This window comes from Acidothermus cellulolyticus 11B, from assembly GCF_000015025.1.
GTDB classification, from domain to species: Bacteria; Actinomycetota; Actinomycetes; order Acidothermales; family Acidothermaceae; genus Acidothermus; species Acidothermus cellulolyticus.
In genome coordinates, this window is sequence record NC_008578.1 from 1,356,273 (window position 1) to 1,368,573 (window position 12,301).

13 protein-coding genes and 2 riboswitches are annotated in these 12,301 nt (G+C 67.2%); of the genes, 3 read left to right on the forward strand and 10 right to left on the reverse strand.

Features of this window, described 5'->3' with window-relative positions:
• Positions 1–72 precede the first annotated feature (72 nt).
• Together ACEL_RS06255 and ACEL_RS11935 are read left to right on the forward strand one after the other, a co-directional pair.
• Complete coding sequence (locus ACEL_RS06255; RefSeq protein ID WP_011720053.1) at positions 73–1,383, forward strand: CynX/NimT family MFS transporter; 1,311 nt, start codon at positions 73–75, stop codon at positions 1,381–1,383.
• Positions 1,380–1,811 (forward strand): hypothetical protein, encoded by a 432-nt coding sequence (locus tag ACEL_RS11935; RefSeq protein WP_041834982.1) that lies wholly within the window; start codon positions 1,380–1,382, stop codon positions 1,809–1,811. Before ACEL_RS06255 ends, ACEL_RS11935 begins: the two co-directional genes overlap by 4 nt.
• On the opposite strand, the gene ACEL_RS06265 is transcribed toward ACEL_RS11935, so the two are convergent.
• On the reverse strand, positions 1,725–2,645 hold the full coding sequence (locus tag ACEL_RS06265; RefSeq protein ID WP_011720054.1) for a DMT family transporter: 921 nt from the start codon (positions 2,643–2,645) through the stop codon (positions 1,725–1,727). The genes ACEL_RS11935 and ACEL_RS06265 overlap by 87 nt on opposite strands.
• A gap of 98 nt (positions 2,646–2,743) precedes the next feature.
• On the opposite strand from ACEL_RS06265, the gene ACEL_RS06270 reads away from it, so the two are divergent.
• The gene (locus tag ACEL_RS06270; RefSeq protein ID WP_041835515.1) at positions 2,744–3,748 is read left to right on the forward strand and encodes an Rv2578c family radical SAM protein; all 1,005 of its coding nucleotides are present in this window, start codon (positions 2,744–2,746) and stop codon (positions 3,746–3,748) included.
• A 142-nt stretch (positions 3,749–3,890) separates the two neighbouring features.
• On the opposite strand, the gene ACEL_RS06275 is transcribed toward ACEL_RS06270, so the two are convergent.
• The 9 genes from ACEL_RS06275 to ACEL_RS06315 all read right to left on the reverse strand — a co-directional run bounded on the left by ACEL_RS06275 (position 3,891) and on the right by ACEL_RS06315 (position 12,289).
• On the reverse strand, positions 3,891–4,811 hold the full coding sequence (locus ACEL_RS06275; protein ID WP_011720056.1) for a cation diffusion facilitator family transporter: 921 nt from the start codon (positions 4,809–4,811) through the stop codon (positions 3,891–3,893).
• Positions 4,812–4,831: 20 nt separating this feature from the next.
• Complete coding sequence (gene gcvP, locus ACEL_RS06280) at positions 4,832–7,726, reverse strand: aminomethyl-transferring glycine dehydrogenase (protein ID WP_011720057.1); 2,895 nt, start codon at positions 7,724–7,726, stop codon at positions 4,832–4,834.
• Between the two features lie 29 nt (positions 7,727–7,755).
• A riboswitch (glycine riboswitch) is annotated at positions 7,756–7,852 on the reverse strand.
• Positions 7,853–7,947: riboswitch (glycine riboswitch) on the reverse strand. It abuts the riboswitch before it with no gap.
• 34 nt (positions 7,948–7,981) lie between these two features.
• Complete coding sequence (locus tag ACEL_RS06285; RefSeq protein ID WP_049751601.1) at positions 7,982–8,548, reverse strand: MerR family transcriptional regulator; 567 nt, start codon at positions 8,546–8,548, stop codon at positions 7,982–7,984.
• Between the two features lie 150 nt (positions 8,549–8,698).
• Entirely contained in the window at positions 8,699–9,178 is a 480-nt protein-coding gene (locus ACEL_RS06290) for a bifunctional nuclease domain-containing protein (protein ID WP_041834983.1), read from the reverse strand.
• 140 nt (positions 9,179–9,318) lie between these two features.
• Complete coding sequence (gene ftsR, locus ACEL_RS06295) at positions 9,319–10,056, reverse strand: transcriptional regulator FtsR (protein WP_011720060.1); 738 nt, start codon at positions 10,054–10,056, stop codon at positions 9,319–9,321.
• Between the two features lie 16 nt (positions 10,057–10,072).
• Positions 10,073–10,606 (reverse strand): oxoglutarate dehydrogenase inhibitor Odhl, encoded by a 534-nt coding sequence (gene odhI, locus ACEL_RS12760; protein WP_011720061.1) that lies wholly within the window; start codon positions 10,604–10,606, stop codon positions 10,073–10,075.
• Between the two features lie 66 nt (positions 10,607–10,672).
• Positions 10,673–11,065: a glycine cleavage system protein GcvH gene (gene gcvH / locus ACEL_RS06305; RefSeq protein ID WP_011720062.1), complete on the reverse strand. Its 393-nt coding sequence runs from the start codon at positions 11,063–11,065 to the stop codon at positions 10,673–10,675.
• Positions 11,066–11,123: 58 nt separating this feature from the next.
• Complete coding sequence (locus ACEL_RS06310; protein WP_011720063.1) at positions 11,124–11,939, reverse strand: DUF881 domain-containing protein; 816 nt, start codon at positions 11,937–11,939, stop codon at positions 11,124–11,126.
• 17 nt (positions 11,940–11,956) lie between these two features.
• Positions 11,957–12,289, reverse strand: a complete 333-nt coding sequence (locus tag ACEL_RS06315; RefSeq protein ID WP_041834984.1) for a small basic family protein — start codon at positions 12,287–12,289, stop codon at positions 11,957–11,959.
• Positions 12,290–12,301 lie beyond the last annotated feature (12 nt).

Sequence of the window (12,301 nt, forward strand, 5' to 3'; positions counted from 1 at the left end):
CTGTAACGCGCGACGACCCGCGCCGAGACCGCCGCACGTGCGGATCAATGCGCGCCGGTTAGCGTGAGCGCGGTGTCCACCGTCAGCTCGTCACATGTGCCGCCACGGGCCAGCCACGCCGCGTGGCTGGCCACATTGCTCCTGCTCGCCGCGATCAACATGCGGACGGCCGTCACCAGCGTCGGCCCGCTGCTCGACGTCCTCGAACGCCGGATCGGCTTGTCCAGCGCGATGGCCGGCGTTCTCACCACCCTGCCGGTCCTCGCCTTCGCCGGCCTAGGCGCCCTCACCCCCCGGTTTGCGCGTCGCTTCGGCGAAGCACGGACGCTCGCCGTTGCGTTGGGCGTCATGACCATGGGTGTCGCACTGCGCAGCGTCGTCAACTCAGCGTGGCTCTTCCTCGCGTTGAGTGTGCCCGCGCTTGCGGGCGGAGCAATGGGCAACATCGTGTTGCCGGTCCTGGTGAAACGGCATTTCCCTCGCCGGATCGGCCCGCTCACGGCGGCGTACACCACGGTGATGGCCATCGGCACCACCCTGGCGGCCGGCCTGACCGTGCCCATCGCCGAGCTGCCCGGCCACCTCGACTGGCGACTCGGTGTCGGCGTGTGGGCCATCCCAGCCGCGGCAGCCACCCTGCTCTGGTTGCCGCCGGCGTTCGGGGCACATGGAGTCCGCGTCACCAGCGAACACCGAACGCGACTCCCGCTCCACCGCAGCGGTACGGCCTGGGCGTTGGCCATCCTCTTCGCGTCCCAGTCCATCCAGGCGTACGTGGCGTTCGGCTGGTTCGCCGCCTATTTCCAGGCCGCCGCGCACAGCTCACCCGGACACGCCGGTCTGCTGGTCGCCGTCTTGTCCGCGGTACAAATTCCCGTCTCGCTGCTGGTTCCCGTTCTCGCCGGCCGGCTCAACTCCCAACGCCCCCTGGTCGTCGGGCTCGTCGCGTGCTACCTCGCGGCGTACCTCGGCATGATCGTCTCTCCGCGCGCCGGCGACTGGGCATGGGCGACGCTCGCCGGCATCGGCGGCGGCGTTTTTCCCCTGGTGCTGGCCCTCCTCGGCCTGCGGGCTCGAACCGCGGCTGTCACGCGAACCCTGTCGGCGTTCGCCCAGAGCATCGGATACATCGTCGCCGGCACCGGGCCGTTACTCGTCGGCGTCACGCACGGCGCATTCCACAATTGGATAGGCATGTTTGTCATGCTTTTCACCGCATTGGCGGCGATTCTCGTGAGCGGCTGGTGGGTCGGCGTCCCGCGGTACGTCGACGATGACCTCCCGTCGGCATACTCGCCCGCCATTTCGGGAACCTCCCCGACATGGCAACCGCTGTTGCCGGCGTCCGGTGAGCTCCGCCGCACGGAAGGGACCGAGCAATGAGCATGACGGACGAGGTGACGGAAGCCCTCGAAGAGACCGCCGACGTCGCCCGGAAGACCGCAGCCCATCAGCAGGAAATTGCCGAATTAGCCGACGAAGCACGGACGGCGCATGCGCACGGCGCGTCATGGACCGCGCCCCATCAGGCCCGGCAACTCCGACTCATCCTGGCCATGCTGACCACGTGCATCAGTCAATTGTCCCGCGTACTTGCCCATCTGCGTCGGTCCTGGGCACGCGCTCTGCTCGCGGAGGGACTCTCACTTCGACACATTGCCCGCATCTTTGGTGTCTCCCATCAGCGAATCGCCGCGATTCTTCGACATCGGCACGCACCTGCCCTATTCGGCGGGAACCGCTCGACCACCGGCGAAGACGACGAGTCCGAGAGCGCCGATGAGTACCGCGAGCGCGGGAATGTGGAATAGGTGCAGATGTTGATGGAGGGTTAACGCAGCAATTGCTGCGGCGCCGGGTACTTCGAACAAGATAGCGAGACTGACCACCGTCGGGCTGGTGGTCCGTAAGACATGGTTGAAAACGGAGTGCCCGAGCAACTGCGCTCCCCCGGTCAACGCCAAGATTTTCAGCCACGTCCCCAGCGGGTAGCCGCTGAACGGCACGCGAGCTGCCGCGGCACCGATCGCAAGAGCGCAGGCCGCCGTGCCGTAACAGACCGTCGTGTACAGGACGGTGGACGCCTGGCGGCGGGCGACCGCACCGACGGTGACGTAGCCGGCGGCCAGCATGCCGGCTGCTAGAGCAAGAAGGTCACCAACAAGCGCGGCACGGGAGAACATCACGTCGAAGCCGGTGAGCGCTCCGGTCGCCACAATCGCCAGCGCGATGCCGAGCCAGGCCAGCCGATTGATCACTGCGCCGCGCACCCGTGCCATCAATGCCGACCACGCCGGCTGCGTCGCAACCAGCGCGGTCGCGGAGGCAACCGAACTGAGCTTCACCCCGTATGTCCACGCCGCGAAGTGCGCCGCCAGCAGCAGACCCGCGCCGACCATGGGTCGCCACGTCGTGGCAAGCACCGACCTGATCTCGCGCCGGCGAACGAACGCAACAGGCACCAGGACGCAGCTCGCGATCGCATTGCGCCAGAAGGCAATGGCCAGCGCCGGCATACTGATCGCGGCGATCAGCGGACCGGACGTTGAGACGGCAGTGACCGCTAGCGCGAGCAGGCCGAGATCGGCACGTGCGGGAAGAGCGAGCTCACGCTCCGGCGTAACGACCGACGTCTGACCTCCCATCGCCGCCATGCTGCCAGGAGCGCTCTCCCTGACCTCCGCACCCCACCTCGCCGCGTCACACTCCGGTTCGGCGTCGAACATGTGTTCTAATGGGTGCCATGCGCTGGGACGGCATGCGGATTGACGCCGAGCCGACCGACACGCTCTTTGACTCGAGGTTCCTGGACGGCCCGGCGCGCCGGGTCGTTTCCCCGAACTTCGCCGGCATCACCTTCTTCGAAATACGGGCCCGGTCAATTCTCAACCGGGTACCGGAGACCTCGCGCGTCCCCTTCCGCTGGACCATCAATCCATACCGCGGCTGCTCCCACGCGTGCCGATATTGCTTTGCCCGCAACACCCACACGTATTTGGATTTTGACGCAGGCGCCGACTTCGATTCCAAAATTGTGGTGAAAATCAACGCGGTCGACGTGCTGCGACGCGAACTCGCCCGTCCGACCTGGGGTCGAGAACACGTCGCGATGGGCACCAACGTGGACTGTTACCAGCGGGCCGAGGGGCGCTACCGGTTGATGCCAGGCATCATCGACGCGCTCGCGGAATTCCACACGCCGTTTTCGATTCTCACCAAGGGCTCGCTCATTCTTCGTGACATCGACCATCTGGTGAACGCGGCTCGCCGCGTTGAGGTCGCCACGGCGGTGTCGGTCGGCTTCGTTGACCTCGATCTCTGGCGTGACGTCGAGCCCGGCACGCCGAGCCCGTTCGTGCGACTCGACGTGTGCCGGACGCTCACCGACGCGGGGCTGCGGTGCGGCGTCCTCCTCGCCCCGATCCTCCCGGGCCTGACCGACGACGATGAGCACCTGGCCGCGACCGTCCATGCCGCAGCGAAGGCGGGTGCCAGCCACATCACACCGATCGTTCTTCACCTCCGGCCTGGGGCGCGGGAGTGGTACCTGGGATGGCTCTCGGAACGGCATCCGGAACTCGTTCCGCTCTATCAGCGCCTGTACGGCCGCTCCGCGTACGCGCCGGCGGGCTATCAGGCGTGGGTCAGCCGTCGGGTGACCGACCTCGCCGTTCGCGCCGGCATCGGCGCTGCGGATGAGGCGCAGCGTGCGCCTCGTTGGCGGGATCGGACCCGCCGCTCGGCATAGCCGGGGCCGCGGTCGGCGGCCGCCCGACCGTGTCGCGTCCGGTCCGCTGTGCACCGCTGCCGGCGGATCGGCGCGCTCTCGGCGGGATCGGCGCGTGAACAGCCGGCGCTCGGGCGCGCGAACACCGGGCGCACGCCGGGCATTACCGGTGAGCGCCGACCTCGTGCGTGAGGTGGGTCCGCGGCTCGAGCTGGAATGTCGAATGGGTGACGTCGAAATGGCCGGCGAGGCAATTCTGCAGCGCATCAAGAAGTTGCGGCGCATGGCCGGAGGCAAAGCAATGGTCTTCAAGGACGACGTGCGCAGACAGAGTCGGCAGCCCGGACGTGACCGTCCAAACGTGCAAATCGTGGACGTCGACCACATGCGGGACATCAATCAAATGCGCGCGCACTTCGGCGAGATCGATGCTCTCCGGGGCGGCCTGTAGGAGAATCCGCCCGGCGTCGCGGAGCAGCCGGTACGCCGCCTTGCCCATCAATGCGGCGACAAGCAAGGACGCGATCGCGTCCGCCCGCCCCCAACCGGTGATCAAAATGACTAATCCGGCCGCGGCCGTTCCGGCGAAGGCGTAGACGTCGGTCAGCAGGTGCGCGAATGCGCCACGAATATTCAGGCTGCGGTGCTGTCCACGGGCCAGGACGGCTGTCGCGACCGCGTTGACGATAAGGCCGGCAACCGCCGTCAGCAGAACAATCGAACCGACCACCGAGGGAGCCGACGTCAGGCGGCGAACCGCCTCCACGACGATGACCAGGGCAAGGGCGACGAGCGTCACGCCGTTCACCGCGGCAGCGAGAATTTCCGCCCGCTTGAGTCCGTACGTCCAGACCCCGCCGGCCGGTCGGGCCGCCAGATGCGCGGCCCACAGACTCGCGGCAAGCGCTGCGACGTCGACCAGCAGGTGACCCGCATCCGCCAGCAGGGCCAGCGACCGTCCGGCGATCGCCGCAACGACCTCAGCGACAAGAAAAGCTGAGATCAGGGCGAGGGCGATCCTCAAGTGACGTCGCTGAATCACCTGATCCGCTGGATGCGGCGTCCGGCCGTGTTCACCGTGCATGGCAAAATCATGCCACCGCCTCAGTCTTCGTAGGCGCTCAGCGGCGGGCACTCGCAGACGAGATGTCGGTCGCCGTACGCGCCGTCAATGCGGGCCACCGGCGGAAAATACTTGTTCTCCCGGATTTCCGGCAGCGGGAAGAACGCCTCCTCCCGTGAATACGGATGCCGCCACTCGCCGGCAAGCGCCAATGCGGTGTGCGGTGCATTGCGCAGCGGATTGTCGTCCGCCGGCCACTCGCCCCGCTCCACCCGGGCGATTTCCGCCCGGATCGCCCGCATAGCGGCGACGAAACGGTCCAATTCCGCGAGATTCTCCGATTCCGTCGGCTCGACCATGAGCGTACCGGCCACCGGAAACGACATGGTCGGCGCATGAAAACCGTAATCCATCAATCGCTTCGCCACATCCTCGACGGTGATCCCGGTGCGACGCGTGATGTCGCGCAGATCGAGAATGCACTCGTGGGCGACCAGACCATTCCGCCCGGTGTAGAGCACGGGAAACGCATCGGCAAGCCGCCGGGCGACGTAATTGGCGGCCAGCACCGCGACGTCCGTCGCGCGCCGCAACCCGTCAATGCCCATCAGCCGCAGGTATGCCCAAGAAATTGGCAGCACGCCCGGTGAGCCGTACGGCGCGCCCGCCACCGGCCCGGGGCCGGTGGCGGGTCCGGCCGCGGGATCCAGCGGATGGTTCGGCAGGTACGGCGCAAGGTGCGCCCGCACCCCGATCGGGCCCACACCCGGTCCGCCCCCGCCGTGCGGGATGCAGAAGGTCTTGTGCAAATTCACGTGTGAAACGTCGGCGCCGAACGCGCCGAACCGGGCATAGCCGAGCAACGCGTTGAGATTCGCCCCGTCGAGGTACACCTGTCCCCCGGCCTCGTGCACTCGCTGGCAAATGTCGGTCACGGCTTCCTCAAAAACTCCGTGTGTCGACGGATACGTCAGCATGATGGCCGCCACCTGACCCTGGTGTGCAGCCAATTTCGCCTCCAAATCGTCGAGATCGACGTTCCCGTCCGCGTCGCACCGGACGACAACCACCCGGAAACCCGCCATTGCCGCGCTCGCCGCATTCGTGCCGTGAGCCGACGCCGGAATCAGGCAGACGTCCCGATGCCCCTCACCCCGAGCTTGGTGATACGCGCGAATGGCCAGCAAGCCGGCGAATTCTCCCTGGGAACCGGCATTCGGTTGCAGACTCACCGCGTCATAACCGGTCAGGTCGGCGAGCCAGCGTTGCAAATCCGCGACGATGCGGTGATACCCCGCCGCCTGGTCGGCCGGGACGAACGGGTGAATGTCGGCGAACTCCGGCCAACTCAACGCCTCCAATTCGACGGCCGCGTTGAGTTTCATCGTGCAGGAGCCGAGCGGAATCATCGACCGATCCAAGGCAATGTCCTTGTCAGCCAGCCGACGGAGGTACCGCATCATCGCCGTCTCGGACCGGTACCGGTGGAAGGTGGGATGCGTGAGAAACTCCGAGTCCCGCCGCGGCAACGGTGACGCCGGCAGCTGATGGCTGAGCTCAGTGAGGTGGTTGACATCCGTTGCGATGCCGAACGCCGCAGCCAGCCGACGGAGGTCATCGAGAGTCGTTGTCTCGTCGCAGGAAACGGCGACCGTGTCGGCGTCGACGCGTCGGATATTGATGCCCTCGTCGAGGGCTCGTGCGACGTACCGGTCGGCCTGCCCCGGCACGCTCACCTCCACCGTGTCGAAGAAGTCATCGGTGACCGCGAAATCGGCGCCGCGAAGCAGCGCGGCCAGCGTCCGCGCCGTGTCGTGCACGCGTCGGGCGATGCGTTGCAGCCCATCCGGTCCGTGGTACACGGCGTACATGGCCGCGACCACCGCGAGCAGGACCTGCGCCGTGCAGATGTTGCTGGTCGCCTTCTCCCGCCGGATGTGCTGCTCGCGGGTTTGCAACGCCAACCGGTACGCCGGCCGGCCGTCGCCGTCCACCGAGACGCCGACCAGCCGTCCGGGCAATGAACGGGTGAAGTCGGCGCGTGCCGCAAGAAATCCGGCGTGCGGCCCGCCGTACCAGAGCGGAACACCGAAACGCTGGGCTGAACCGACGGCGACGTCCGCACCCCACTCCCCCGGCGGCGGCAGCAGGGCAAGGGACAGCACATCGACGGCCGCGATGACGAACGCGCCGCGCGCGTGTGCCTCCGCCGTCAGCGCGCGATAGTCGCGGACCCTGCCGCTCGTCCCGGGATTCTGCACCAGCACCGCGAAAAAGTCGCCGTCCGGCAAACCTGCGCCAAGGTCTGCGACGACGACCTCCCACTGCATCGGCTTCGCCCGTGTCTGCAGAACGGCCCGTGTTTGCGGAAAAACGTCACGGTCGACGACGACCCGCCGGCTGGCGGACGTCGACATCCGACGGCATAACGCCACGGCCTCGGCGGCTGCCGTCGGCTCGTCGAGAAGGGAAGCCCCCGCAACGTCCAACCCGGTGAGGTCCTCGATCATCGTCTGAAAGACGAGCAACGCCTCCAGGCGGCCTTGGGAAATTTCCGGCTGGTACGGGGTATACGCGGTGTACCACGCCGGATTCTCCAGCACGTTCCGCCGGATCACCGCGGGCGTGTGCGACCGGTAGTAGCCAAGTCCGATCATCGAGGTGAGCGGCCGGTTCATGCCGGCAATCTCCCGCAGTGCGGCCGTAACCGCTGCTTCGTCCACCGGGGGTGGCAACAGGCTGGGCCGGTCCACAGGGTCACGGATCGCCGGCGGCAGCGCCGCATCCATCAGGGCGTCCAGGCTTGGGTAGCCGACTACCGAGAGCATGCGGGTAATCTCGGCGTCGTCCGGACCGATGTGCCGGCGCAGGAAACCGTCGGCTGCACCAGCTGTGAACGCGTCAGAAACCGGCTGGCCGTGCGGTGCGAGTGTCATCGTCACGAGGGACCTCCGCTGTCACGTAGCAGGTTCCCTCTGTCATCGCACCTGAGAGGTTCGCCGTCCGGCCGGACGACTTTCACCGTCGGTGGCGCGGGGTATCCGCGCGCTTTCCAGAGGTGCCTCGCCCACGCGGTCTTTTCGCCTGAGAGATTCCCGGATGGTTGCTCCTTCGGCGCCCCCCGCCGGCTGCGAAGGGCCTCTCCCGCGTGGGGTCTTCGGCTGTCTTCAGGCTACCCTGCCGCGGAGCGGTCAGCCGGTACGGCGCTGCCGCCGCCTCCGGGCGAGTTCGTCGTTCGGATACGCCACCGCGGAGTCTTCTGCGGCGCGTTCGCTGGGAAACCGGGCGAGCGATCCGCCGACCTCGCGGACGACCTGGCCGACAGCGATGCCGAACACCCCCTGACCACCCTTGACGAGGTCGACGACGTCATCAGCCGAGGTGCACTCGTACACCGTGGCGCCGTCGCTCATCAACGTGACCTGGGCCAAGTCATGCACCCCCCGAGACCGAAGGTGTTCCACCGCAGCGCGAATGTGCTGCAGCGAGACGCCGGTGTCCAGCAGGCGCTTCACCACTTTGAGCACGAGGATGTCGCGGAAGCTATACAACCGCTGCGTGCCCGATCCGGACGCCGGCCGAACGCTCGGCTCGACCAGGCCGGTGCGCGCCCAGTAATCGAGCTGCCGGTAGGTGATCCCCGCGACGGCGCAGGCCGTCGGGCCACGGTAGCCGACGGTCTCATCAACGACCGGTAGATCGTCGGCGAAGAGCGGCTCTTGCTCAGCGACGACCGGCGTCCGATGGGCTCGGATCACCGGACCATCGCGGTCGGCGTCGTTGTGTGTCGCCACGCTTCCTCCAGCATCCGCCACCGGCCTCGACCGTGCGGCGACGCCGGTATGTCCGTCACGGTAGGCACGGGCGCGCACCGAGTCAACGCGACGCGCGGATCCGCGCCGAACCCGCTATCCGGTCGCTTTCCCGAAGTCCTCCGGGGAGATCGAATCGAGGAATGCGCGGAACTTCTCCACCTCGTCCTCGGTGTCCCGCTCCCCGGGCATCTCCACACCGGCCTCTTCGAGCACCTCCTCCGAACCGAAGATCGTCGCCCCGGTCCGGAGCGCCAGCGCGATCGCGTCGCTGGGCCGGGCGCTCACCTGCGGACCACGGTCAAAGACCAATTCGGCGTAGAACACGTTGTCGCGCATCTCGGTGATCCGAACGGCGTTCAGCTTGACCCCGAGCGCGTCGAGCACGTCGCGCATCAGATCATGGGTGAGCGGACGGGGCGGAACGACCCCCTGCTGGGCGAACGCTATTGCGGTGGCCTCGACGGCTCCGATCCAAATCGGCAGATACCGATCCCCGCCGACCTCACGGAGCAGGACAATCGGCTGATTGGTCTGCAGCTCGACCCGCACCCCGACGACCTGCAATTCGTGCATGCTCACCATCCGCGCTCACCGTCATCCATCAGGTTTTCGCCGTACGGCGGCCACGACGTCTTCACGGTACACCGCGCCGCACGGTACACCGCGCCGCGCAAACACCCCGCGCCGAAGCAGGCCAGGCAACCGCCTCACGATCAGCGGGAGAGCAGCGGCCGCAGTCCGGATCGGACCAAGGCCGCATGCAGCCGTACCGACAACGCAGCAATCTCCCGCGCCACCTCCTCGGCCCGGGCACGCGCCTCCGGGCTCCGCTGCCGGACCAGCGGGGTAATCACTTGCTCGACGAGACCCACCTCGCGGTCCGCGGCGGCCCGGAAGGCGCGCAAGTGACGAGGCTCGATGCCGAATCGGGTCAATTCCTTGACCGTCTTCGCGATGGCGAGGGCGGTCCCGTCGTACGTGGAGCCGCGCGGCGCGATGAGACCGAAATTCTCCAGCGTCGCCAATTCCTCGTCCGCGATGCCAGCCGCTTGGAGAAACTCGGCGCGGCTCAGGCGTACCTCGCCGCCGTCGGGGGCAAACGCATCCGGACCGGGCATGCCCTCGCCGCCGACGACACTGACCGGCACCCGGGGCAACCCGGTGCCGCCCGGCAGCGGCGGCTGCAGCCCTTGGTCCAGGGCGTGCAAGTGTTCCTTGATGACGCGCAAAGGGAGGTAATGGTCGCGCTGTGCCGTCAGCACGTACCGGAGCCGGGCGACGTCCGCCGGGGTGAATTTTCGGTAACCGGCGGGCGTGCGCTCAGGTTCGATAAGACCTTCCGATTCGAGAAACCGAATTTTTGAAATCGTCACGTCCGGGAAATCCGGACGCAACTGGGCCAGTACTTCGCCGATGCTGAAGAACGCCCGGGAGACTGACCGGTTGCTCATGGCGATCGTCGCTCCGTCACTCGCCGGGATGCGCGCGCGTCGCCGCGGTCAGGTACACCAACCGGAATTTGCCGATCTGCACTTCGTCGCCGCTGCTGAGCGCCGCCTCATCGATCCGCTCGCGATTGACGTACGTACCGTTCAAACTGCCCACGTCGCGGACGACGAACCCGTTCTCGGTGCGATGAAATTCCGCATGCCGGCGCGAGACAGTGACGTCGTCGAGGAAAATGTCGCTCTCCGGATGACGCCCGACGGTCGTCACCTCCCGGTCGAGCAGGAACCGACTGCCCGCGTTCGGGCCGCGGCGGACGACGAGAAGCGCAGCACCCGGCGGTAACGCCTGTACGGCCTCGGCGTGCAGCGCGAGATCAGCCTCATCCGTCGTCGACGGTTCCCACGCTTCCACGGCACTGATGGAGATCGTTGAGGTCGCGTCACCGCCGCCGACCGGCTGCCCCGGCTTGGTGAGCGTGTTGCCGCAGTGCGCGCAGAACCGGGCATCCTCCGGGTTTTCGCGTCCACACTGCGTGCAGAACACCGTCGGCATCGGTCAGCCTCCCTTTCTCCACCTATGCCAGACGCCGAACCACGGCCTGCGTCAGGTCACGCGGCATCAACCGGTCCCCTCCGCCGCCTCCACCAGGCGACGGTATCCGTCAGCGTCAAGCAATGCCGCCAACTCCGCCGAATCGGATGGGCGAATCTCGAGCATCCACCCGTCCCCGTAGGGATCGGTATTGATCAACTCCGGTCGGGAGGCGAGCTCGTCGTTCCGCGCGACCACCTCCCCGGAGACCGGGGCGTACACGTCGGAGACGCTCTTCGTCGACTCCACCTCGCCAAGCGGCTGACCGGCGACGACCTCGGTGCCCGGAGCGGGCAGGCTCACGTAGACGATGTCACCGAGCGCACGCTGCGCATAATCCGTGATACCGATCCGCACTCGCTCGTCGACAATCCGCACCCACTCGTGCTCGGCGGTATAGCGAACATCGTCGGGAATCACGCTGCCTCCTGGATGGTCGATCGATCGGGCGTCTCCACAGCTCTGCCAATCAGGGCGATCACTTCGTTGAGACCGACGGTACCGGTTCAAGATGCGAGGGTGCCGCCGGGGTTCGGACGACCGTGATCTCGACCCGCTCGTGCCGCACCACCGTACCGCGGGCGTTCTTGCTCTTGAGGGTGTCGAGCACACCGCCCGGAATGCCAAGGGCGCGATCGAGGGTCTGCGGGTCACCGATCGCGACGACGTCGTACGGCGGGGCCATTGCGACGCCGTCCACGACAATGCCCTGGCCGTCCGACGCGTTGAGCACGTAGCTGCTGGCAATCAGCCGGACGTCCGGCTGAGCGGCCGACGGGCCGGCTCCGTTCGCAGGCGTCCGGGTCGAGGGCAACGGCGAACCCTTGATTTCGATCGCTTCCGCCCCGGCGTCCCGCAATTCCTGAATGGTGTCGACGAGCACGTCGGCGGTGACGGCATGGGTGGGGTCGTCAATCGCCAGATCGATGCCGGGCCCGGCGACGGGAACCGTGCCGGCGTAGACCTCCAGTGCCTCCAGTTGCCGCTGTGCTTCCGTGAGTGCCGCCCGGGTCTGATCGGTGCCGCTGGTCAGATCGTTCAGGGTGCTCTCCTGGGCGGCGATTTGCGCACGCAGTTGATCCGCGCGGGTGTTGAGATTGTCGAGGACGTCGACCAGGTCGGGTTGCCGGGCGGCCTTCAGCTTCGCCGAGGCGGCGGTGTCCACCTGGGTCACGATGGCGAAACCGAGCAGCCCACAGAGCACCGCAATCGCGAGCTGGCCGCGAAACGGGCCGAACCGCCGGCCGCGACGCGCCCCGCCGGCGGACTGCTCGTCCACAGACTGCTCAGCCATCCCTGCCTCAACCCACGTCAAGCCCGGAACACGTGCCGGCGAATCGCCGCTGCGTTGGAGAAAATCCGGATGCTCAACACGACGACCACACCGGTGGACATCTCGCTTCCGACACCCAGTTGATCTCCCAAGAACACGATCAACGCCGCCACCAGCACGTTCGCGATAAACGACACGACAAAGACTCGGTCGTCGAAGAGACCGTCGAGCATGGCCCGCACCGCACCGAAGACCGCGTCCAACGCGGCAATGACCGCAATCGGCAGGTACGGCTGCAAACCCGCCGGAACGCTCGGATGCGCAATCAGCCCAACCACGATCCCGATAGCGAGTGCGAGTGCGGGTATCACCGGACCTCCGCG